Source organism: Klebsiella sp. PL-2018, from assembly GCF_019048985.1.
GTDB lineage: Bacteria > Pseudomonadota > Gammaproteobacteria > Enterobacterales > Enterobacteriaceae > Klebsiella > Klebsiella michiganensis.
The window spans coordinates 5,749,798-5,770,912 of record NZ_CP077673.1 but is presented as its reverse complement, the minus strand read 5'-3'; the positions used below and the strand labels follow the sequence as shown (position 1 = coordinate 5,770,912).

The 21,115-nt window shown below is 58.4% G+C and carries 20 protein-coding genes; 5 read left to right on the top strand and 15 right to left on the bottom strand.

The annotated features are described in order from the left end of the window. Positions 1-105 precede the first annotated feature (105 nt). From MKleb_RS27240 to MKleb_RS27230, 3 genes are all read right to left on the bottom strand, one after another. Positions 106-408, bottom strand: a complete 303-nt coding sequence (locus MKleb_RS27240; protein WP_217076377.1) for a PTS lactose/cellobiose transporter subunit IIA — start codon at positions 406-408, stop codon at positions 106-108. Positions 409-516: 108 nt separating this feature from the next. After that, a complete protein-coding gene (locus MKleb_RS27235) occupies positions 517-1,842 on the bottom strand; it encodes a PTS sugar transporter subunit IIC (protein ID WP_014227305.1) in 1,326 nt (441 codons plus the stop codon). A gap of 11 nt (positions 1,843-1,853) precedes the next feature. Beyond that, the gene (locus tag MKleb_RS27230; protein WP_014227304.1) at positions 1,854-2,165 is read right to left on the bottom strand and encodes a PTS sugar transporter subunit IIB; all 312 of its coding nucleotides are present in this window, start codon (positions 2,163-2,165) and stop codon (positions 1,854-1,856) included. A 294-nt stretch (positions 2,166-2,459) separates the two neighbouring features. Between MKleb_RS27230 and MKleb_RS27225 the strand changes: the two genes are divergently transcribed. Further along, positions 2,460-3,401: a LacI family DNA-binding transcriptional regulator gene (locus MKleb_RS27225; protein WP_025107585.1), complete on the top strand. Its 942-nt coding sequence runs from the start codon at positions 2,460-2,462 to the stop codon at positions 3,399-3,401. A gap of 23 nt (positions 3,402-3,424) precedes the next feature. Here MKleb_RS27225 and MKleb_RS27220 read toward each other — a convergent pair whose 3' ends face one another. After that, a complete protein-coding gene (locus tag MKleb_RS27220; protein WP_014227302.1) occupies positions 3,425-3,718 on the bottom strand; it encodes a YicS family protein in 294 nt (97 codons plus the stop codon). A gap of 209 nt (positions 3,719-3,927) precedes the next feature. Here MKleb_RS27220 and MKleb_RS27215 point away from each other — a divergent pair, with 209 nt between their 5' ends. Continuing rightward, positions 3,928-4,881: an Rpn family recombination-promoting nuclease/putative transposase gene (locus tag MKleb_RS27215; RefSeq protein ID WP_025107586.1), complete on the top strand. Its 954-nt coding sequence runs from the start codon at positions 3,928-3,930 to the stop codon at positions 4,879-4,881. A 3-nt stretch (positions 4,882-4,884) separates the two neighbouring features. On the opposite strand, the gene MKleb_RS27210 is transcribed toward MKleb_RS27215, so the two are convergent. From MKleb_RS27210 to MKleb_RS27170, 9 genes are all read right to left on the bottom strand, one after another. Next, positions 4,885-5,787, bottom strand: coding sequence for an EamA family transporter (locus MKleb_RS27210; RefSeq protein ID WP_014227300.1), 903 nt, complete (start codon positions 5,785-5,787; stop codon positions 4,885-4,887). A gap of 150 nt (positions 5,788-5,937) precedes the next feature. Beyond that, positions 5,938-6,246, bottom strand: a complete 309-nt coding sequence (locus MKleb_RS27205) for a CcdB family protein (protein WP_014227299.1) — start codon at positions 6,244-6,246, stop codon at positions 5,938-5,940. Positions 6,247-6,248: 2 nt separating this feature from the next. Continuing rightward, positions 6,249-6,485, bottom strand: a complete 237-nt coding sequence (locus tag MKleb_RS27200) for a type II toxin-antitoxin system CcdA family antitoxin (RefSeq protein ID WP_014227298.1) — start codon at positions 6,483-6,485, stop codon at positions 6,249-6,251. A 105-nt stretch (positions 6,486-6,590) separates the two neighbouring features. After that, on the bottom strand, positions 6,591-8,024 hold the full coding sequence (gene murP, locus MKleb_RS27195; RefSeq protein WP_025107587.1) for a PTS N-acetylmuramic acid transporter subunit IIBC: 1,434 nt from the start codon (positions 8,022-8,024) through the stop codon (positions 6,591-6,593). Between the two features lie 24 nt (positions 8,025-8,048). Continuing rightward, positions 8,049-8,951 (bottom strand): N-acetylmuramic acid 6-phosphate etherase, encoded by a 903-nt coding sequence (murQ, locus tag MKleb_RS27190; protein WP_009654080.1) that lies wholly within the window; start codon positions 8,949-8,951, stop codon positions 8,049-8,051. Positions 8,952-9,111: 160 nt separating this feature from the next. Beyond that, positions 9,112-10,278: a multidrug effflux MFS transporter gene (locus MKleb_RS27185; RefSeq protein WP_025107588.1), complete on the bottom strand. Its 1,167-nt coding sequence runs from the start codon at positions 10,276-10,278 to the stop codon at positions 9,112-9,114. 50 nt (positions 10,279-10,328) lie between these two features. Beyond that, positions 10,329-11,693, bottom strand: coding sequence for an efflux transporter outer membrane subunit (locus MKleb_RS27180; RefSeq protein ID WP_217076375.1), 1,365 nt, complete (start codon positions 11,691-11,693; stop codon positions 10,329-10,331). A gap of 3 nt (positions 11,694-11,696) precedes the next feature. Continuing rightward, complete coding sequence (gene eefB, locus MKleb_RS27175; protein ID WP_025107589.1) at positions 11,697-14,804, bottom strand: multidrug efflux RND transporter permease subunit EefB; 3,108 nt, start codon at positions 14,802-14,804, stop codon at positions 11,697-11,699. Further along, entirely contained in the window at positions 14,804-15,928 is a 1,125-nt protein-coding gene (locus MKleb_RS27170; protein WP_014227293.1) for an efflux RND transporter periplasmic adaptor subunit, read from the bottom strand. Before MKleb_RS27170 ends, eefB begins: the two co-directional genes overlap by 1 nt. Before the next feature lie 453 nt (positions 15,929-16,381). Between MKleb_RS27170 and MKleb_RS27165 the strand changes: the two genes are divergently transcribed. Beyond that, on the top strand, positions 16,382-16,798 hold the full coding sequence (locus MKleb_RS27165; protein ID WP_025107590.1) for a GNAT family N-acetyltransferase: 417 nt from the start codon (positions 16,382-16,384) through the stop codon (positions 16,796-16,798). A 416-nt stretch (positions 16,799-17,214) separates the two neighbouring features. Here the strand turns inward: MKleb_RS27165 and MKleb_RS27160 are convergent, their stop codons facing one another. Further along, positions 17,215-17,862: a TetR/AcrR family transcriptional regulator gene (locus MKleb_RS27160; RefSeq protein ID WP_025107591.1), complete on the bottom strand. Its 648-nt coding sequence runs from the start codon at positions 17,860-17,862 to the stop codon at positions 17,215-17,217. A gap of 80 nt (positions 17,863-17,942) precedes the next feature. Between MKleb_RS27160 and MKleb_RS27155 the strand changes: the two genes are divergently transcribed. Continuing rightward, positions 17,943-19,439, top strand: a complete 1,497-nt coding sequence (locus tag MKleb_RS27155) for an MDR family MFS transporter (RefSeq protein ID WP_025107592.1) — start codon at positions 17,943-17,945, stop codon at positions 19,437-19,439. On the opposite strand, the gene MKleb_RS27150 is transcribed toward MKleb_RS27155, so the two are convergent. Next, positions 19,436-20,350 (bottom strand): LysR family transcriptional regulator, encoded by a 915-nt coding sequence (locus tag MKleb_RS27150; RefSeq protein ID WP_014227289.1) that lies wholly within the window; start codon positions 20,348-20,350, stop codon positions 19,436-19,438. The genes MKleb_RS27155 and MKleb_RS27150 overlap by 4 nt on opposite strands. A gap of 102 nt (positions 20,351-20,452) precedes the next feature. Between MKleb_RS27150 and MKleb_RS27145 the strand changes: the two genes are divergently transcribed. Then, positions 20,453-21,073, top strand: a complete 621-nt coding sequence (locus MKleb_RS27145; protein ID WP_025107593.1) for a pyridoxamine 5'-phosphate oxidase family protein — start codon at positions 20,453-20,455, stop codon at positions 21,071-21,073. Positions 21,074-21,115 lie beyond the last annotated feature (42 nt).

Below are 21,115 nucleotides of genomic sequence, written 5' to 3'. Positions count from 1 at the left end.
CGTACATGCAGCTTGAAATATGACGGATATATTTAGATAATAGCTATCCCGCCAGGATAAGCTGGTATATTTAGTTCGGGTACAGTTGCTAAATATTGATATAAATTAACGCTGGTATAAATGAATTAACTCTTCCGAAAATTCACGGGCGAGCAGTGAATTCATTAAGTGATCCTGAGCATGGACCATAATTAACGTCATCGGCTGGCGCGCTTCGCCAGCGTCCTGCTCGATAAGCCGGGTCTGCATCTGGTGCGCCCGGCGGGCGTAGCCATCGGCTTCATTCAGAAGCAAGCGCGCTTCATCTATATTACCGTTGCGGGCGCAATGGAGCGCTTCAAAACATAATGAGCGTGACTGGCCCGCATTAACGATAATTTCCATTACCGCTTCTTCTAATTCAATCATGATAGATCCTGAGGTCATTAACTTTATTCTTTAAATAATGCAGTGAAAGTCCCTTTTCCACATTATTTATGCCGTCATTTTAAATATAATATTAAATATAGAGATTAATTATTGGCTGACCGTTTCGGCAACCGGCACTGCGGCTTTTGCTTTTTCAACTTCAGTTTTCATTAACGAACGTTCATAGGCGCGCAGGAAGGGCAGGTAGATTACCGCCGACATCACCATGCAAATTAAACACATCACCACCGGGCTTAGCGTCCAGTTTGCAGCCCATGATGCGCCGATAGGCGCCGGCGTCGTCCACGGCGTCAGCGAAACGACCTGGCTGAGCCAGCCGAGGCGCGTCGCCCCGTAAGCCAGAACGGCGTTAATCATCGGCACAAAGACGAACGGGATAAACATCATCGGGTTCATGATAATCGGCGCGCCGAACAGAATCGGTTCATTGATATTAAAGAAGCTCGGTACGATACCCATTTTGCCAATGGTGCGCAGGTGGGTGACGCGGCTACGCAGCAGCAGGAACGCCAGCGGAAGCGTGGAGCCGACGCCGCCAATCAGCAGGTAGTGGTCCCAGAAACCCTGCAGATAGACATGCGGCAGAGCCGCACCGGCCGCCAGCGCTGCCTGGTTCGCCGACAGGTTGGCCATCCAGAAGGGGTTCATAATGCCGGTCACGATCAGCGAGCCGTGGATCCCGGCGAACCAGAAGATCTGGCACATCAGGACGGAAAGCAGGATCGCCGGCAGGGAGTCAGAGGCGGAAACCAGAGGCTCCAGCAGATGCATAATCGCCTGCGGCAGGATCATACCGGTCTGCGCTTCGATAAACAGATTCAGCGGATGCAGGGTCGCGATCACCACCAGCACCGGGATAAGGATTTCAAACGAACGCGCAACGCCGGTCGGCACTTCTTTCGGCAGGCGAATCGTAATGTTGTTCTGCTTTAGCCAGGCGTAAACGCGAGTGGAATAGATGGCGGTGATCAAGGCGGTAAAAATACCCTGACCAGAGAGGTACTGGGTGGAGATTTTGCCATCGGCGTACGGCGCGGCAACCAGTAAGAAAGCCATAAACGCCAGCAGACCGGACATCACCGGGTCGAGCTGGAACTGGCGTCCCAGGCTGGCGCCGATCCCTACCGAAATAAAGAACGTCATCACGCCCATGCTGAGGTTAAACGGCAGCATCAGCTGTTCGCGATACTGCTGGGAGAAGTCCAGCCAGCCGCGGGCGAAACCGTTAGTGGTATCCGGGGAAAAAGGCGGAAAGATAAATACCAGCATGAATGAGCCGATGATCATAAACGGCAATGCGGCAGTGAAACCATCGCGAATCGCGATAACGTATTTCTGCTGCCCAAGGCGTCCTGCCAGCGGGGTAATTGATTGCTCGATCGCGGCAATCATGGACTGATACAGAGAACTCATTTGCACACCTCTTAATGCGCTTCAATCAGCGACAGGGCATAATCCAGGACGTTGTCTCCCCGCTGCATTCCGTAATCCATGGCGTTAATCGGCTGGACCGGAATATTCAGGGGAGCGGCTTTCTCAGCTAAGTTTTTCAGCATGTATTTCACCTGTGGTCCAAGAAGCACCACCTGGTATTGCGGAAACTGCATGTCAAATTCGGAAACTCCGTAGGCGTCAATCTGCACCGGCAGGTTACGTTCCTTCGCGGCATCAACCATCTTTCTGACCAACAGGCTGGTGGACATTCCGGCAGAGCAGCACAGCATAATCTTGTACATCGACGATCGTCCTCAAAATGTAAAAAGTTATTGCGTGGATGATTTGATATCAGACGGAAACCGGTTTCCATTTATAAAAAACAGAACTGTGATAACCGTCAAGATCTGTCAGTCAAAGGACGTGTTAATTAGATTTGGCTCACAAATTTTCCTAGTTTTTGCTACGATTTTCCATGAAACGGAAAATCGGTTTCCAAATAAAAAGGGAAACGGATATACTGCCGCTGGTTATTATTGAAGCGATTCAGGTTTAAGGATTTACAGGGATCGGACTGGCCCTGTCAGGGGAAAATAATGTCTACAATCAACGATGTATCACGGTTAGCTGGGGTATCTAAAGCCACAGTCTCTCGGGTGTTGAGTGGTTCGCGCGGCGTAAAGGAAGCCAGCCGACAGGCGGTATTGCAGGCGGCGGAAGCGCTTAACTACCGGCCGAATATGATCGCGCAATCTTTGCTGAGTCAGACCACCGGCTGCATCGGCGTCATTTGCGCCCAGGACAACATTAATCAAACCACCAGCTATCTCTACGCGCTGGAAAAACAGCTCAGCCAGCACCAGATGCACCTGCTGCTGCGTTTTGCCAACAGCCGCGGCAGAGTGCTCCATTCGCTGGAAGAGTTGACCTGCGGCCTCTGCGATAATGTGTTAATCATCGGCGCGCGGTTTCCGCTCAATATCGACCGGCCCGACGTAGTGCTGATTGACTGCCTGGAAAGTGACGCAACGAATAGCATTCAGTTTGACCACGCCTTTGCGGCGGAAACGGCCTGCAACTATCTGATAAGCCAGGGGCGGCGGCAGATTGCGCTGATTCATCCTCAGGCTAACGGCTTTGCTGACCAGGTTCTGCTGGGCTACAAGCACGCGCTGGAAAAGAATTTTCTGCCGTTCAATCGCAACCTGGTTTTTCTTGACAGCCATTCGCCGTCCGTGGCGGTTCAGGAGCTGGTGAACAACGCAACCACCCTGAATTTTAATGCGTTATTGGTTGCCAACGAGCAGCAGGCGCAGCTGGTGGTGCCGCAGCTCCAGGCGTTTAATCGCGCGGTACCGGAAAAAGTCATGGTGTTCAGCCTGGCGGGCTCGTTACAGCTGCCCGGTATTCCGACGATTCCAGCGATTGAATATTCCATGGACGCGATGGCCAGCCAGATAGTCAACTGGCTGACCGAGAAGACGCAAATGCTCGCTAGCAGCCCGCTGCGTGGAGATTTGATCATTCCGAACCGCTAATGGCGACGCCTCCGCGCCCGGTACTAGGGCGTTGGGCACTGAATGCCGCTAATGGCCTTCTGATAAGCGGCGCTATTGTTTTTATCCAGCGCCCGCGTCGCGCTTTGTACGGCGGTCTTATTTTCCGCTGATTCCAGCACGCGGTTAGCAAACTGCGTATCATCCAGCGCGCTGCTGGCAGGGCAATTTTTCCTCACATCCTTCACTATCTGCTGCTTTTGCTGTTCAAACTTCAGCCCGGAGAGCGGTGCGGCTGTCGCCACGCTGGAGAACATCAGGCTGGCTGCCAGCGAAAGCGCAAAACTCATTCTCTTCATCACGGATATCCTTATTTTTATTAAAGGGTTCCTCTAACTATAGACGCATTCCTGAACCAACATTTTGCGCGCTGGTTTCCATAAGAATGAGTCTGTTTCAGCCGCTGAAATTTATCTTTCGTACCGGCAAGCAAAGCCGTTGATGCGCAGGTGTTTGCGCTTTTTGGGCCGGATATATTCCAGCCATTACGTTTCAGGGATGGCGGACCATGACGCAAAAAGGAACCCCCTCGACGCCGCACGATGCGGTTTTTAAACAGTTTTTATCGCATCCCGAGTGCGCCAGGGATTTTATCGACATTCATCTGCCCGCTTCGCTGCGCCAGCTGTGTAATCTGCAAACGCTCAAGCTGGAGTCCGGCAGCTTTATTGAGGCCGATTTGCGCGCCAGCTACTCCGACGTGCTGTGGTCGCTGAAAACCCGCGACGGTGACGGCTATATCTATGTGGTGATTGAACATCAGAGCACGCCGGATGCGCATATGGCATTCAGGCTGATGCGCTACGCGCTGGCGGCGATGCAGCGTCATCTGGATGCCGGGCATAAAACGTTGCCGCTGGTGGTGCCGATGCTGTTTTATCACGGCGCGAAAAGTCCCTATCCCTTCTCGCTTTGCTGGCTGGATGCGTTTACTGATACGCAGACGGCGCGACGACTTTATGCCGCCGCTTTCCCACTGGTGGATATTACGGTGGTGCCGGATGACGACATTATGCAGCACCGGCGCGTGGCGCTGCTGGAGCTGATTCAAAAGCATATTCGCCAGCGCGATTTACTTGGCCTGGTGGAGCGATTAGCCGGGCTGTTGGTTAAAGGTTGCGCTAATGACAGCCAGCTGAAAGCGCTGTTTAATTACATGCTGCAGTGCGGCGATGCGCCTCATTTTGGTGAATTTCTTCACGAGGTCGAGCGGCGCGTTCCTCAACATAAGGAGGTACTCATGACGATTGCGGAAAGGCTACGGCAGGAAGGGAGACAAGAAGGCAAGTTGGAGGGCAAGTTAGAAGGTAAACAAGAGGGTAGACAAGAAGAAGCGTTGCGTATTGCCCGTTCACTTCTGGAGCAGGGGTTTGAGCGCGAGCTGGTGCAGGTGGCTTGCGAGCTGTCGGATGACGACCTGAAGATGCTGCAAACTCAGGTCGCAGCCTCTCCTGGCCGATAATCGTCAGGCCGTTTTAACCCGCCGCCGCGAATCCATGGCGATCAGCACCACCGATGAGAGAATCAGCAGCGTGCCCAGCCAGTCCGGGAGAGTAAAAGTGATGCCGAGCAGCAGCAGGGAGAGCAGGGCGCTACTCAGCGGCTCAGCGCAGCTGAGGATCCCCGCCTTCGCGCCGCCAATCTTCTGCGCGCCGTTCAGGTAGAGGCTGAAGGTCAGCGAGGTGCCGATTACCACCAGGTAGAAAAAGGCCAGCAGCAGGCCGCCGGTCACCACAAAATGGTTGCCCTGTCCGGCGTAGAACGGCAGCAGCATCGCGCCGCCGAGCAGCATGCTCCAGCCGACAATCGGCAGCGTGCCGTAGCGGGCAATCAGCGTCGAAGGATAAGTCGTATAAAAAGCGGCGGCAAACGCCGAAGCAATCCCCCAGAACAGCGCCGTGGGGGAAATCGACAGCGTCGTCGGGTTGCCGTGGGTCACCAGCAGGAAAGTGCCCGCCAGCGAGGTGGCGATGGCCGCGAGCACCAGCGGGCTGGGGCGCGTTTTGCGGGCGATGGCAAACCAGGCGACGATAATCGTCGGCGACAGAAACTGCAGCACCGTCGCGGTGGCGGCGTTGGATTGCTCGATAGTCATCAGAAAGGTGTACTGCACGGTAAGCGCGCCGAACAGCGAAAAGATCAGCAGGCTGGCGGCGTCTTTGCGGTTTTGCAGGACGCGGAAAATCTTATCGCCGTGGAAGAACGAGAGCATCAGAAGGATCAGGCCGGCGAACAGCAGGCGCGTCATGGTCAGAAACGGCGATGACATCTGGCTTTGCTGCATAATATATTGCGCGCAGACGCCCGAGCTGCCCCACAGCACGGCGGCGATCAGTACGTTCAGCATCCCTTTTTTGCTGGAGCCCATCTTTCCCTCAGGTGAAAATAGCGCGAAAGCAGTATCATAGCATGAGTACGCGCGGGAAGCGGGGCAGGAAAGGGTAGTCGGAGTATTTGCGTGCCCCTTGCGGCGGAAGATCGTTGGGTTTGGCGATCTGACGCGTAAGCTTGTAGCGAGTTAGATCCCGTCGAAAAGAAAATCCATTGAAGCTTTAACGACTTCGCGCTGGTGATTCAGATTACAAACTTCTTCACCCAGAACACGATGTGGGATGCTGGCGAGTTCGTGAGTCATCACGACGTATTCTTCCCCTTCTACGGTGACAAGCGGTGTTAAACGATCGGCGCGTGGACCTTTATAGTTTTTCAGTGGAAACAGTGGAATCACGACCCGAGTATTGCGCTTGCCGATAATGTCACTCTGTACATCAAGGAGGTAAGGATACGCAGCAATTCGACCTGTATTCTTATAAACGTAATACTGCATATTTAGAACGTCCTGTATTCATCAGAGAGAAGTCCATTTTCCTCAGTTAAATTATTGAGGTAGTCGATTGCCTGTGCATTTTCTTTTTGCCAGCGGGCTATTTCGAGGCTGTGGATTTCGCTTTTTAGAGCGTTAGTCAACGTTAGAGACAGATTGATGCCGACCTCACGAGCCTGTTTAACCAGGCCTGGGTCCAGTGTCACGCTGACGTTCTGCTTATTGCGTTTTGCGGCTGGCATAGGGAATCTCCTGTGTAATCTACACGTGTAGATTACACAGAAATAAATAAACCCGCCATTCGGCGGGTTAAAAAAGATTCAATTTTTATGCGCCGGACGCGCCTCTTAGCTCAAATCAACGTTTTTACTGCCGAACAGCCAGGTCAGGGCGAAGCCGCACAGGTAAGAGACCGCCAGCCCGGCGGCATACACCGCCATTCCGGCGTAGATCCCGCTGCCGGAGGTCATCAGCGGCAGCGCCACCAGCCCGGACGGGCCAAATACCGTATTCAGGCCGACCGGTAGCCCCATCCAGGCGATGAGCCCGAGGAAGAAACCGCCGCAGGCGCCGCCGAGGCAGGCGGTGATAAAGGGCTTCATGCGCGGTAGCGTCACGCCGTAAATCAGCGGTTCGCCGATGCCGAGAAAGCCGGGAATAATCGCCCCTTTAATCTGCGTGCGCAGCAGAGAACCGTGCTTCGCCCGCCAGAACAGCGCCAGCGCCGCACCAACCTGTCCGGCCCCAGCCATGGCCAGAATCGGAAACAGCGAGTTAAACCCCTGCGCATCCACCAGCGCGAAATAGACCGGCACGAAGCCCTGATGGACGCCGAACATCACCGCCAGCAGGAACAGGCCGGCCAGTACCGCAGAGCCGAACGGGTTACCGTTAAGGTGCAGAAACAGCCATGACATCCCGGTGAACAGCCAGCCGCCGATAGGCATAATGACGGTAAAGGTGATCGCGCCCATGATCAGCAGCGTCACCGCCGAGGTGAGGATCATATCGAGGTTGGCAGGCATGATGCGGCGTACCTGTCGTTCCACCCACGCGCCGATAATCGCGGCGATAAGCACGCCGATAATATTGCCGCGCGGGTCAATACCGTGGCCGAAGAAGGTGGAAATCCCGGAATAGAAGCCGCTGGTGGCTTCCGGGTTATAGCCGAGAACAAACAGCGCAGCGATGATGGCCCCGTTGACCCCGGAGCCGCCGAAGGCTTTCTGGGCGTTATAGCCGATCAGGATGCTCAGGAAGGTAAACATCCCTTTGCTGAACACCTTCATGTAGCCGATCAGCGCCATCAATGTCGCGTTCGGATGCGCGTTTTCGAGGACAAATATCTGCTCCGCCAGGGTCGCGAACCCCAACAGCAGGCCGACGGCGATAAAGCCGGGAATGAGCGGGGTGAAGATGGTGGCGAATTTCGCGAGGAATTTTTGAATACCGCTGGTTTGCTTGCTCTTCAGCGCCTGTTTCTTTTCGGCGGCGACATCGGCCAGCGATGGCGCATCCGCCGGGGCCTCTTCCAGTAACGCATTCATCATTTCCGCCGCGCTTTGCGCCTTGCCGGGCCCAAGGACGACCTGGAACTGTTCATCGCTAACGATCACCCCCATTACGCCGTCAATCTGGCGGATGGCGGCGCTATCGGCCCGTGATTCATCGCGCAGGGTCAGGCGCAGCCGGGTCATACAGTTGCCCGCCTGCGCGACGTTCCCGGCTCCGCCAACGTGCTGCAGGATCCGCGCTATCATCTCTTTATTTATTTTTGCCATTGCAGATTACCCGTGAGTCAGCGGTCAGGAGTGGCTCAGCGCCTTGCGGATATAGCCATTATTTTTTGCCAGCAGCGCCTGGGCATCCGCGGCGCTTAAATCAGCCAGCACCATCACAATCGCCGTTTTGCAGTGGCGATCGCAGGCTTCCAGCGCGCTCTGGGCGGTTGCGCGATCGCATTCGGTCGCTTCCATGACGATGGACACCTGGCGCTCGATAAGCTTGGCGTTGGTCGCTTCCACGTCCACCATCAGATTGCTGTAGACCTTGCCGATGCGGATCATCGCCCCGGTAGAAATCATATTCAGCACCAGCTTCTGCGCTGTGCCCGCCTTCAGGCGCGTTGAGCCGGTCACCACTTCCGGACCCACGACCGGCGTAATGGCGACGTCCGCCAGCTGGGCCATTTCGCCGTGCGGGTTACAGCTGACGATGGCGACAAAAGCGTTCTGGCTGTGGGCATACTCCATCGCGCCGATGACGTACGGCGTGCGTCCGCTGGCGGCCAGGCCGACTAGCACGTCGCGGCTGCTAAAGTTCAGGTTCTGCAGGTCCATCGCCCCTTGCGCTTTGTTGTCTTCGACGTTCTCTACGGCGCTCAGTATGGCTTTATGGCCGCCCGCGATAATGCCCACCACCTGCTCCGGGCGGGTGCCGAAGGTCGGCGGACACTCGCTGGCATCAAGGATCCCCAGACGCCCGGAAGTGCCCGCGCCAATGTAAATCAGTCGACCACCCGCCTGCAGCGCCGCCGCGACCTTATCCACCACCTGGGCAATTTGCGGCAGATAGGGGGTGATGGCGTGAGCCACCTGCTGGTCTTCCTGGTTAATCACCGTCAGCATCTCTTCGGTGGTGAGGATATCAATGTTGGCGCTATTGGCGTTGCGGCGCTCGGTCAGCAGTTTGCTCAGGTCGATACTCATAGGAACCTCTTTATTCACGGTGGCGGGCAGTATAAGGAATTAATTATTCCTTTCCTGTGAAGGTTATCACGATTGGTGTTGAAGGAATAATAGGAGATTACAGTACTGGCGGGAAAAATAGGGGTAATATAATTGGAATATTTTATTACCCCTGAGGAGGTTATGCGATGGGGCGCGGCTTTTTCAGGCCAATCAGCAGCGCGGCCAGATAGCAAAGGGTCATCGCGAAGCTCATTTTGAGCATCGTTTCGCCGCCGAGACCGGCCAGCGGCGCGGCAATACCGCCGAACACAAACATCAGCGTGCCCATCAGGGCGGAAGCGGTGCCGGACTGGCGGGCGTGAATGGCGTTCATCGCTTCCGAGCCGGCAACGGTACTGATACCGCTCATCATGGAAACGGTAAAAAACAGGCCGACCAGCGCCAGCGTCGGCTGCGGTAGCCAGGCGAAGAGCAGGGTGATGGCGGCAAACGCCACCGCCAGCAGCTGGCCGCCGCGCAGCAGGGCTTCGGCGCTGAAGCGGCGCGCCAGGCGGGAAAAGATCAGCGCCGCGATAATCAGCCCGATACCGTTAAGGCCGAACAGCAGGCTGAACTGCATCGCGCTCATGGCATATTCGCTCTGGATAACGAACGAAGACGAGCCGATATACGAAAACAGCCCTGCCATCATAAAGGCCTGAATCAGGCAGTAGCGCATAAAGCGGTGGTTTTTCAGCACCGGCGCATCAGCCTGCTGCCGCGTAGCCGAGGCGGCGCTTTTGGCCGGCAGCGTTTCGTGCAGCACCGTCAGGCTGAGCAGCAGCAAGACAACGCCGATCGCCGCCATCGCCCAGAACAGGATACGCCAGTCGAAGGCGGTGATGATCCAGCCGCCGAGTACCGGTGAAAGCACCGGCGCAATGCCGTTAACGGTCATCAGCAGGGCGAAAAACTGGGTCAGCAGCGTACCCTGATACCTGTCGCGGGCGATGGAACGCGACAGCACCGAACCGCCCGCGCCGGCGAAGCCCTGCAGAAAGCGCCAGGCGATCAGCATATGGATATCGTAGGTTATCGCGCACATCGCCGAGGAGAAGATAAACAGCAGCAGGGAGAGCGCCAGCGGCTTTTTACGGCCAATGCGGTCGCTCAGCGGGCCAAAAAACAGCTGTCCAAGGCCGAGGCCAATCAGCGCCGCGGTCAGCGAAAGCTGGGTCTGCGTGCCGGTGGCGCTGAGCTGCTGGGTGATTTCCGGTAGCGCGGGCAGATAGAAGTCGGTACACAGCGGCCCAATGGCGCTGAGCAAACCGAGAACCACGACCCAGGAGAGGGAAATTCGGGACATATCAACGGGCTCCTTGTCATCAAACCGGGCGTTGCCGCCCGGCAAAAGCGTTAGCTGGCGCCGCCTCCCAGCGACTGCCAGAGGGTAATGCGGTTTTCCAGATCCGTTTGCTGGAGGGAGATAAGCGTGGCCTGCGCCGACCACAGCGTTCGCTGGGCGGTCAGCACCGACAGATAATCTCCGACCCCGGCCTGATAGCTCTTCATCGCGATATTCAACGATTTCTGCTCCGCCGCGACGTATTTATTCTGCGCGTCCAGCTGTTCGCTGAGCGTTTCCCGGCGCGCCAGCGCGTCGGCGACATCCTTAAAGGCGCTCTGAATCGTCTTCTCATAGGTGGCGATCAGCCCCTTTTTCTCCGCTTCAGCATAGCGCAGCTGCGCCAGGTTGCTGCCGCCGGTAAACAGCGGCAGGCTGATGGACGGCGCGAATGACCACACCTGCATGCCGTGGCTGAACAGCGACGAGAGCGAGTCGCTGCCGACCCCGGCGCTGGCGGTCAGCGAGATGGACGGGAAGAAATTGGCCCGCGCCGCGCCGATATCGGCGTTAGCGCTCTTCAGATTATGCTCCGCTTCCTGGATATCCGGGCGGCGCAGTAGTACCGATGAAGAGACGCCCGCCGGCACCAGGGAGATACTCCGATCGCCAAGGCTTTCCAGCGTGCCGGGCAGCAGGCTATCCGGCACGGTTTCTCCGGCCAGCAGGTTGAGCGCGTTTTTATCCTGCGCCACCAGCGTGCGGTAGCTGGCGACGCTGGCGCGCGCCTGCTGATAAACGCTTTCGGCATCGCTCAGGTCGCCTGCCGAGGCGGTGCCGACTTCCATCTGGCGGGTGACGATGCGGCGCGAGTTCTCCGCGCTGGCCATGGTGTCCTGCGCCAGCGCCAGATTGCTGTTGTCCGCGGCGAGCGTTATCCATGCGGTGGTCAGATCGGCGATCATCGTCAGACGCGTATTCTGGGCGGTGAATTCGCTGGCAAGCCAGGTTTCCCGCGCCGCGCGCGTCAGGCTTTGGTTCTTGCCAAACAGATCCAGCTCGAAGCTGGAAACCGCGCCGTCGGCTTCCGCTGACGAGGTGAGGCCGCTGGCCACCGTTTTACTGCGGGTATGGCTCAGCTCGGCGTCGAGGGTCGGAAACAGCGAGGCGCGGGTTTCGCCAAACTGGGCGCGCGCGGCTTCAATATCGGCCAGCGCTTTCTGCACGTCGCGGTTGCTGGTCAAGGCGATGTTCACCACTTTTTTGAGGCGAGCGTCATTCACTACCTGCTGCCAGTCGCTGACTACCGCGGTTGCCTCGCCGTGGCTACCCGGCAGGGTCGCCGGGACAGGCGCGGCCGGACGTTCATAGTGCGGGTCGAGAGAGACGCAGCCCGCCGTCAGGAGCGCAACAAAAACTAAGGTAAAACGAAACATAACTTACTCCTGAGAAGAACGATGGCGGGTGAAGAAACGTTTCACCAGCACAAAGAACAGCGGCACGAAGAACACCGCCAGCAGCGTTGCGGTCAGGGTGCCGCCGATAATCCCGGTACCGATCGCCACGCGGCTATTGGCCCCGGCTCCGGTGGCGATCGCCAGCGGCAGCACCCCGGCAATAAACGCCAGCGAGGTCATCACAATAGGGCGTAGACGGGTCTGCGCGGCGCGCATGGCGGCACGCGACAGGGAGTAGCCCTCTTCCACCGCCGATTCAGCGAATTCGACGATCAGAATGGCGTTCTTCGACGACAGGCCGATGGTGGTTAATAGCGCCACCTGGAAGTAAACGTCATTGCTCAGACCGCGCATCCACGCCGCCAGCGCCGCGCCGAGCAGCCCAAGCGGGATCACCATGATCACCGAGAACGGTACCGACCAGCTCTCATACAGCGCCGCGAGGCACAGGAAGACCACCAGAATCGAGATAGCGTAGAGGCTCATCGCCTGGCCGCTGGCGAGTTTTTCCTGCAGCGACATGCCGCTCCACGCCCAGGTGGTACCGGCGGGCAGGTTATTGGCTAAGGCCTCCATCTTGTCCATTGCCGCGCCGGAGCTGAAGCCGCTGGCGTTCTCACCCTGGATTTCAAAGGCGGCGGAACCGTTGTAGCGCACCAGGCTTTCCGGACCGTATTGCCAGCGGGTGGTGGCGAAGGCGGAGAACGGCGTCATGCTGTCGTCGCTGCCGCGCACAAACCATTTACCGAGGTCGGACGGCACGGCGCGGGCGTCGCTTTCGCCCTGGATATAGACCTTCTTCACGCGACCGCGATCGATAAAGTCGTTAACGTAGGTCCCCCCCCAGGCGCTGGAAAGGGTATCGGTGACATCGCTTAACGACAGCCCGAGCGACACGGCTTTGTTATTATCGATATCCACCTGCAGCTGCGGCATTTGCGGCAGATCGTTGGCGCGTACCGACTGCAGCTCGGTACTTTGATTCGCCGCGGCCAGCAGCTGGCTGCGCATTTTCATCAGGCTATCGCGATCGGTGCCGCCGCTGGCCATCAGTTCGAAGGTGAAGCCGTTGCTCTGCCCCAGGCCATCTACCGACGGCGGGGTCATGGCGAACAGGGTGGCGTCGCGAATGCCGCCGAGCTCTTTGGTGGCGCGCAGGGCGATGGCCTGAGCGGTATTTTCTTCGCCTTTACGTTCGGACCAGTTTTTCAGCGACACGAAGGCCATCCCGGCGTTTTGTCCGCTGCCGCTAAAGCTAAAGCCGTCGACGGTAAAGATCACGTCGGTATTGGCTTTCTCTTTCGTCAGGAACCAGTCGGTGACCTGGCGGCGAACCTCGGCGGTACGTACCGCCGTCGCCCCGGCGGGCAGCGTGTACTGGACCATGATTTCGCCCTGATCCTCCGTCGGCAGGAAGCTGCCCGGCAGTTTCCACATCGCCAGCGCCATGCCGCCGCAAATCAGGACAAAAGCGCCCATCATCATCGCCGAGCGGCGCAGGCCGCCAACAACACGATGCTGATAGCCCTGCTCGGTGCGTCCCCACAGGCGGTTAAAGGCGCCGAAGAAGCCTTTGGTATGCGGTTTAGAATGGCTCAGCAGCGCGCCGCACAGCGCCGGGGTTAAGGTTAAGGCGACTACCACGGAGAGCATCATCGCCGAGATAATGGTCACCGAGAACTGGCGATAAATCACCCCGGTTGAGCCGCCGAAGAAGGCCATCGGCAGGAACACTGCCGAGAGCACCAGGGCAATGGCGATCAGCGCGCCGGAGATTTCGCCCATCGATTTTTCGGTGGCTTCGCGGGCGGGCAGCCCCTCGTCGCGCATGATACGCTCGACGTTTTCCACCACCACGATGGCGTCATCCACCAGCAGGCCTATCGCCAGCACCATCGCAAACAGCGTCAGGGTGTTGATGGAGTAGCCGAACAGCGCCAGCACGCCGAAGGTGCCCAGCAGCACGACCGGAACCGCCACCGCCGGGATCAGCGTGGCGCGGAAGTTTTGCAGGAACAGATACATCACGCAGACCACGAGGATAATCGCCTCGAACAGCGTCTGAATCACATCCTCCACCGAAATTTTGATGAACTCGGTGCTGTCTTTCGGGTAGGCGATATCGTAACCCTGCGGCATCTGACGCTGGAACTCGGCAATCTTGTTTTTCACCAACGTCGCGGTATTCAGGGCGTTAGCGCCCGGCGCCATCATCACCGCGATCCCGGCAGCCGGATGGCCGTTGAGATTGGCGGAGGCGGTGTAATCTTCGCTGCCCATCTCAACGCGGGCGACGTCGCTCAGGTGCACCACCGAACCGTCGCTCTTGCTCTTGACGATAATATCTTTGAACTGGGCGACGGTTTGCAGCCGCGACTGGGCACGCACGGTGGCGGTCAGCTGCTGCGCGTTGGAGGCGGGTAGCGCGCCGATTTTACCGGCGGACACCTGCACGTTCTGCGCCTCAATGGCCGATTGCACATCGGATGGCATCAGCGAATAGGAGGCCAGTTTGGTCGGGTCCATCCAGATGCGCATGGCGTATTCGGCGCCGAACACCTGCAGGCTGCCGACGCCTTCAATACGCGCCATCGGATCCTGCATGTTGCTGACCAGCCAGTCGGAGATGTCGGAACTGGTGGCTTTGTTGTTTTTGTCATACACCGCGAGGATCAGCAGGAAGCTGCTCTGCGATTTCTCCACCGTTACGCCGGACTGCTGAACTTCGCTCGGCAGACGGGATTCCGCCTGCTGCACTTTGTTCTGCACCTGAACCTGGGCGGTATCCGGATCGGTACCCTGCTCAAAGGTGACGGTAATGCTGACCGAGCCGTCGGAGCTGCTGGTGGATGTAAAGTAGAGCAGGTTGTCCAGTCCGGTGAGCTGCTGCTCAATAACCTGGGTGACGCTGTTTTCCAGGGTTTCCGCAGAGGCCCCGGTGTAGGTGGCGGAGATTTTTATCGCCGGCGGGGCGACGTCAGGATACTGGGCGACCGGCAGGGTGCGGATAGCCAGAATCCCGGCGAGCATAATCAGAATGGCGATAACCCAGGCGAAGACCGGGCGTCGCACGAAGAAACGGGAGAACATCAGGCGTTGCCTCCGTCATTTTTGACTTCGGCGGCTTTGACCTGCTGGCCCGGCGCCACTTTGCCGGTCCCTTCGACAATCAACCTGTCGCCGCTCTTCAGGCCGTTTACGATAAGCCATTTGTCGCCGTAGGTTTCGCCGGTTTCCACGCTGCGCTGTTCAACCTTGTTATTAGCGTCAACCACCAGCGCGGTGGCATCGCCTTTGGCATCGCGGGTGATGCCCTGCTGCGGGGCGAGGATCGCATCGTTCATGATGCCTTCGTCTATACGGGCGCGAACGAACATCCCCGGCAGCAGCACGTGCTGCGGATTGGGAAAGACCGCGCGCAGCGTGACCGAGCCGGTCGATTCATCCACCGCCACTTCGGTCAGCGCCAGGCGACCTTTTTCGCTGTAGGTGCTGCCATCTTCAAGAGTCAGGGTGACGTTAAGGGTATCGCTGTTGCTCGCCAGGCTTTGCTTACGCAGGCGCAGCAGATCGACGCTGGATCGGGTGAGATCGACGTACATCGTATCCAGGCCGCGGATCGTCGCCAGCGCGGTATCCTGATCGGCGGACACCAGCGCGCCCGGCGTGACGGAAGAGATCCCGATGCGCCCGGCAATCGGTGCGGTCACGGTGGTCCAGTTCAGGTTAATGCGCGCGCTTTCCAGCGCCGCTTTTTTCGACTCGACGCTGGCCTTATCCTGGTTACAGGTCGCTATCGCGTCATCGGCGTCCTGACGGGAGACGCCGTTATCTTTGACCAGCACCGCGTAGCGCTGGGCTTTTTGGCAATCGGCGATGACCAGCGCCTGGGCCTGTTTTAGCGATGCGGCGGCTTCGTTAAACGTCGCGCGATAGCTTGACGGGTCGATTTGGTACAGCGCCTGTCCGGCTTTGACCATATCGCCCTCGGTAAACAGGCGTTTTTGCACGATCCCGCCGACCTGCGGGCGCACTTCGGCGCTAAGCGAGGCGGTGGTGCGTCCGGTCAGGCTGCTCACCACAGGGACAGGCTGGCCGTGCAGGGTAACGACACCCACTTCCTGCGTCATCTGCTGCGGGGAAGCGTTTTGCGCATTATCGCACCCGCTAAGGAGAAATAATGCTGCTGCGATGGGGGCTAAAGTATATTTCATTATATTTTCTCAGGATGAACGACGTCCGCCCCGCAAATTCACTGGCGGGGTGATGGGCCGGGCGATGATGCATCTCCGGGCAAGCACAAATAACCCAATGGGAAATAAATATTCCTGTTTGCAGTAAATAACTCGGTGAATACCGCTATTGATTAAGCGGTTTTTCCGAGATTTTCCCGTGCGGCGAATACGGCATCAGACGGCGGTTACAGGCTCTGAACCGAGCGATAACGCCTGCTACAGGGCATTACTTGTGGGGTTCTCCATGGTTTTTGGTTTTGAGAATGATCGTTCTCATTTTTCCCCATTATACGTCTGTACCGAATGATGGGAAGGTTTTTTACACAAAATTTAGTGCAGGGAATTTAGTCAGGAAATAATGGAGAAAAAAAGGATATTTTGTGAAAGTAGGGTGGTGAATGGTCTGTGAAAAATAAAAGATGGAGATAATCAATGACATTAATAATAACAGAGAACATTAATCCCGCCGATCAAGAAGAGCTGCTGGCGGGGCTACGGGAATACAATCTGCGCTTTCTGGACCCGGCTCAGTTCGGCGAGCTGGGCGTTTATTCACGCGATGACGCTGGCGCGATGCGCGGCGGGTTGATCGGCAAACGCAAGGGCAGCTGGCTGTGTATTGACTATCTGTGGGTCAGCGAAGCCTCGCGCGGCAGCGGCCTTGGCAGCGAGCTGATGCATGAAGCGGAAAACCAGGCGCGGGCGCGCGGCTGCAGCCACGTGCTGGTGGATACGTTCAGCTTTCAGGCGCTGCCGTTTTATCAGAAGCTGGGCTATCAGCTGCAGATGTCGCTGCCGGATTTTCCGCACGTGGGCATGCAGCGCCATTATTTGTCGAAAGTATTGTAAGCCGGGCCTCAGGAGACCCTCCCGGAGGCGGCGCTGTGCGCCTGTCCGGGCTACCCGAACGCAGGCGGCTGTGAAGCGGATTGAATCCTCCGGATGGCGGCTGTCGCCTTATCCGGGCTACCCGATCGCAGGCGGCTGTGAAGCGGATTGAATCCCCCGGATGGCGGCTGTCGCCTTATCCGGGCTACCCGAACGCAGGCGGCTGTGAAGCGGATTGAATCCCCCGGATGGCGGCTGTCGCCTTATCCGGGCTACCCGAACGCAGGCGGCTGTGAAGCGGATTGAATCCCCCGGATGGCGGCTGTCGCCTTATCCGGGCTACCCGATCGCAGGCGGTTGTGAACCGGATTGTATTCCCCGGATTGCAGACGGCTGTGAACCTGTAGCCCGGCTAAGCGCAGCGCGAGCCGGGGGAATTAGCCGCCGATCCCCCGGCCTATCAAGGCCAGGGCGTGGCTGACAATCATCTTCCGGTCTACCGATTGCAACCGCGGATCGGTGTGGGTGCGGGAAAACGGCACCAGCACCAGGCTTATCAGGGTGGTAAACAGCAGCTCCGGGGAGAGCGCCGGATTAAGCTTGCCCTCCCTCTGCCAGCGGCGCACCGTCTCCAGCATCTTGTGGTACTTCTCATCGCCAAAACGCGCGTGCATATGCTGGCGCAGCACAGGCATCTCGCCGATGATCTCCTGCATCCACAGCGGCGCGAACCACGCGTTTTTCTCCGCCATGGCCGCCAGGGTTTCAATAAGCAGCGTAAAAGCGGTGACCGGATCGTCGCCGTGCGCGACAAAAATTTGTCCGATCTCGCTGCGTAGCGGCATAAAGCGCTCTTCGACCAGCTTTTCCACCAGCGCTTCGCGCGAGCTGAAATAGTAGTGCAGCATCGCGGGCGTTACCCCCGCCTCTTTGGCGATGGCGTTCAGCGAAATGCGGGCGATCCCGTGGCGCGCAAACAGCGCCAGGGCAATATCCATCAGCTGTTCGCGGTTGGCGGAGCCGGATTTCTGCCCGCGCGGGCGACCGGGACGACGCGGGGCTTCGTTGTCTTTTTGTGCTGACATCCTGTGGCGATCCCTTGACCAGATTCATCATTTCCCTAAATATTAATTATGCATTTAATTAATTTCAAGCGAGTGATGCTATGACATCTGAAATCGCCAGCCAACCGGCGGTGCCCTCGATCCGCCTGCTCTTCAGCGCCCTGCTGCTGGTGATGCTGCTCTCGGCGCTGGATCAGACTATCGTTTCCACCGCGCTGCCGACCATCGTCGGCGAGCTCGGCGGGCTGGATAAGCTCTCCTGGGTGGTCACCGCCTACATCCTCAGTTCGACCATCGCGGTGCCGCTGTACGGCAAATTCGGCGATCTGTTCGGCCGCAAAATCGTTCTGCAGGTGGCGATTGTGCTGTTTCTTGCCGGTTCCGCCCTCTGCGGGCTGGCGCAAAATATGACCCAGCTGGTGCTGATGCGCGGCCTGCAGGGGCTGGGCGGCGGCGGCCTGATGGTGATCAGCATGGCGGCGGTGGCTGACGTCATCCCGCCGGCGAATCGCGGCCGCTATCAGGGTCTGTTCGGCGGCGTCTTTGGCCTGGCGACGGTAATCGGGCCGTTAATCGGCGGCTTCCTGGTGCAGCACGCCTCCTGGCGCTGGATTTTTTACATCAACCTGCCGCTGGGGCTGTTTGCGCTGCTGGTGATCGGTGCGGTTTTTCACAGCAGCAACAAGCGCAGCCAGCACCAGATCGACTGGCTGGGGGCGATTTACCTCAGCATGGCGCTGCTGTGCATCATCCTGTTTACCTCAGAGGGCGGCAGCGTCCGCGCGTGGAGCGACCCGCAGCTGTGGTGCATCCTGGCGTTTGGCCTGGTCGGGATCGTCGGCTTTATTCATGAAGAGCGGCTGGCCAGCGAGCCGATTATTCCGCTCTCCTTATTCCGCAACCGCAGCTTTTTGCTGTGCAGCCTGATTGGCTTTGTTATCGGCATGGCGCTGTTCGGCTCGGTGACCTTCCTGCCCCTCTATTTGCAGGTGGTCAAAGAGGCGACGCCGACCGAGGCGGGCCTGCAGCTGATCCCGCTGATGGGCGGCCTGCTGCTGACCTCGATCGTCAGCGGGCGCATTATCAGCCGCACCGGCAAGTATCGCGTATTTCCGATTATCGGCACCCTGCTGGGGGTCGTCGGCATGGTGCTGCTGACGCGCATCACCATCCACTCCGCGATGTGGCAGCTGTACCTGTTTACCGGCGTGCTGGGGGCGGGCCTGGGGCTGGTGATGCAGGTGCTGGTGCTGGCGGTACAGAACGCGATGCCCGCGCAGATGTACGGCGTGGCGACCTCCGGGGTCACGCTGTTTCGATCGATTGGCGGTTCCATCGGCGTGGCGCTGTTTGGGGCGGTGTTTACTCACGTGCTGCAAAGCAATCTCCAGCGCCTGCTGCCGGAAGGCGCGCAGCTGCCGAGGACGCTGAACCCGGCGGCGGTACAGAACCTGCCGGCGGAGATCCGCCTCGATTATCTGGATGCCTTCGGGTCCGCTATCCATGCGGCGTTTCTGATGGCGGCCTGCATTATGGCGGTGGCGTTTGCCCTCTCCTGGCTACTGAAAGAAGCGCCGCTGAAAACCGGCACACGCTAGACGGCGGCGGCAATACGCAGCAGCGCCCGACGCAGAGCCGGCGCGGCGAAATCGATAAATTTACGCAGCTTAAGCGGAGCCAGATCCCGCGAGGTGTACAGCAGGTGCACCGGTGCAGGCTCTGGTTCCATCGCCTGCAGGAGCAGCTTCAGCTCGCCGCGGGCCAGGCCGTCGATCGCCTGGTAATGCAGCAGGCGCGCCACGCCGGCCCCCAGGCGGGCGGCGTCGGCGGCGCTCTCCGGCGTGGTCAGCGACAGCACCGGCTGCAGCGCCACCAGCCGGTCCTCCGCCTCTTCGGCGTTAAAGCGCCAGCCGCGATAAGGCATCGGCGATTCAATACGAATGATCGGTAGCGCGGCCAGCTCGCGCGGGCGTTCGGGTATGCCGTGTTTTTCCAGCAAAGCCGGGTGCGCGCAGGTCACAATGCGCATCTCGCCCAGCCGGGTGGCCACCATCCCGCTGTCCGGCAGCGTGCCGATACGCACCGCTAAATCAATATGATCGCCCACCAGATCGGCGTTGCGGTCGCTAAGCAGTAAACGGACGCGAATCTGCGGGTAGCGGGCGAGAAAATCCGTCACCACCGGCAAAACATGCTGACGACCGAACATGGTTGGGGCTGAGAGAACCAGTTCGCCTTTTGGCTCCTGATATTCGCCCGCCGCCTGGCGCTCGGCGTTCTCCACCTCTTCGAGAATGCGCCGCGCGGCGGCGACATAATCGACGCCGGCATCGGTCAGCGTCAGCTTGCGGGTGGTGCGGATCATCAGGCGCACGCCGAGGGTATTTTCCAGTTCGCCAATCTGGCGGCTAACGGTGGTCAGGGGCATATTCAGCGCCCGCGCCGCAGCCGACATGCTGCCGAGTTCGGCCACTTTCACCAGCAGCGCCATCGCGCTGAGTCGGTCCATAATTATCCCGTTTTATGGAAAGATGATTGTCATATTGCCACTATTATCTTTTCTGTCAGCACAGTCCATGATGAGTTACGCCGCAACGCATCGGGAGGACCTATGCCAGCAGAATTTCTTGATATCGCCATGACGCCGGACGTGATGGATGTCCAGCATGAAATGGGCAGCGATGAGCTATGGCAGTCGCCGCATCGCCAGCGCCGGGGTGAGCGCTTCGGCGCCAGCGAGGAGGCGATGATTGCCACCCGCGACAGCTTCTATCTGGCTACCCTTTCGCAAACCGGCTGGCCCTATATTCAGCATCGCGGCGGCCCGGTGGGCTTTTTGCATCTGCTGGATGAAACCACCCTGGCGATGGCGGATTTTTCCGGTAATCGCCAGTACATCACCACCGGCAACCTGCGCGGCAGCGATCGGGCCTGTCTGTTTTTGATGGATTACCCGCGCCGTGCCAGGCTGAAAATCTACGCCACCGTAGAGGTTGTGGCGGTGGATGCCGACCCGCAGCTGCTGGCGCAGGTCGCGCCGGAGAACTATCGGGCCCGGATTGAGCGCATCTACCGTTTCCACTTACAGGCTTTTGACTGGAACTGCCCGCAGCATATTACCCCCCGCTACACCGCCCGGCAGGTGGCGGAGTATAGCCAGACGCTGCAACAGCGTATTGACGAACTGGAGCGGGAAAATCAGCGCCTGCAGCAGCTTATATACCCAAAATAATTCGAGTTGCTTAAAGGCGGCAAGGGAGTGAGTCCCCAGGAG

Bases quoted from the DNA above. Each gene is read 5' to 3' on its own strand.
- MKleb_RS27240 (WP_217076377.1), bottom strand. From the start codon at position 408: ATGATTGAATTAGAAGAAGCGGTAATGGAAATTATCGTTAATGCGGGC.
- MKleb_RS27235 (WP_014227305.1), bottom strand. From the start codon at position 1,842: ATGAGTTCTCTGTATCAGTCCATGATTGCCGCGATCGAGCAATCAATT.
- MKleb_RS27230 (WP_014227304.1), bottom strand. From the start codon at position 2,165: ATGTACAAGATTATGCTGTGCTGCTCTGCCGGAATGTCCACCAGCCTG.
- MKleb_RS27225 (WP_025107585.1), top strand. From the start codon at position 2,460: ATGTCTACAATCAACGATGTATCACGGTTAGCTGGGGTATCTAAAGCC.
- MKleb_RS27220 (WP_014227302.1), bottom strand. From the start codon at position 3,718: ATGAAGAGAATGAGTTTTGCGCTTTCGCTGGCAGCCAGCCTGATGTTC.
- MKleb_RS27215 (WP_025107586.1), top strand. From the start codon at position 3,928: ATGACGCAAAAAGGAACCCCCTCGACGCCGCACGATGCGGTTTTTAAA.
- MKleb_RS27210 (WP_014227300.1), bottom strand. From the start codon at position 5,787: ATGGGCTCCAGCAAAAAAGGGATGCTGAACGTACTGATCGCCGCCGTG.
- MKleb_RS27205 (WP_014227299.1), bottom strand. From the start codon at position 6,246: ATGCAGTATTACGTTTATAAGAATACAGGTCGAATTGCTGCGTATCCT.
- MKleb_RS27200 (WP_014227298.1), bottom strand. From the start codon at position 6,485: ATGCCAGCCGCAAAACGCAATAAGCAGAACGTCAGCGTGACACTGGAC.
- murP (WP_025107587.1), bottom strand. From the start codon at position 8,024: ATGGCAAAAATAAATAAAGAGATGATAGCGCGGATCCTGCAGCACGTT.
- murQ (WP_009654080.1), bottom strand. From the start codon at position 8,951: ATGAGTATCGACCTGAGCAAACTGCTGACCGAGCGCCGCAACGCCAAT.
- MKleb_RS27185 (WP_025107588.1), bottom strand. From the start codon at position 10,278: ATGTCCCGAATTTCCCTCTCCTGGGTCGTGGTTCTCGGTTTGCTCAGC.
- MKleb_RS27180 (WP_217076375.1), bottom strand. From the start codon at position 11,693: ATGTTTCGTTTTACCTTAGTTTTTGTTGCGCTCCTGACGGCGGGCTGC.
- eefB (WP_025107589.1), bottom strand. From the start codon at position 14,804: ATGTTCTCCCGTTTCTTCGTGCGACGCCCGGTCTTCGCCTGGGTTATC.
- MKleb_RS27170 (WP_014227293.1), bottom strand. From the start codon at position 15,928: ATGAAATATACTTTAGCCCCCATCGCAGCAGCATTATTTCTCCTTAGC.
- MKleb_RS27165 (WP_025107590.1), top strand. From the start codon at position 16,382: ATGACATTAATAATAACAGAGAACATTAATCCCGCCGATCAAGAAGAG.
- MKleb_RS27160 (WP_025107591.1), bottom strand. From the start codon at position 17,862: ATGTCAGCACAAAAAGACAACGAAGCCCCGCGTCGTCCCGGTCGCCCG.
- MKleb_RS27155 (WP_025107592.1), top strand. From the start codon at position 17,943: ATGACATCTGAAATCGCCAGCCAACCGGCGGTGCCCTCGATCCGCCTG.
- MKleb_RS27150 (WP_014227289.1), bottom strand. From the start codon at position 20,350: ATGGACCGACTCAGCGCGATGGCGCTGCTGGTGAAAGTGGCCGAACTC.
- MKleb_RS27145 (WP_025107593.1), top strand. From the start codon at position 20,453: ATGCCAGCAGAATTTCTTGATATCGCCATGACGCCGGACGTGATGGAT.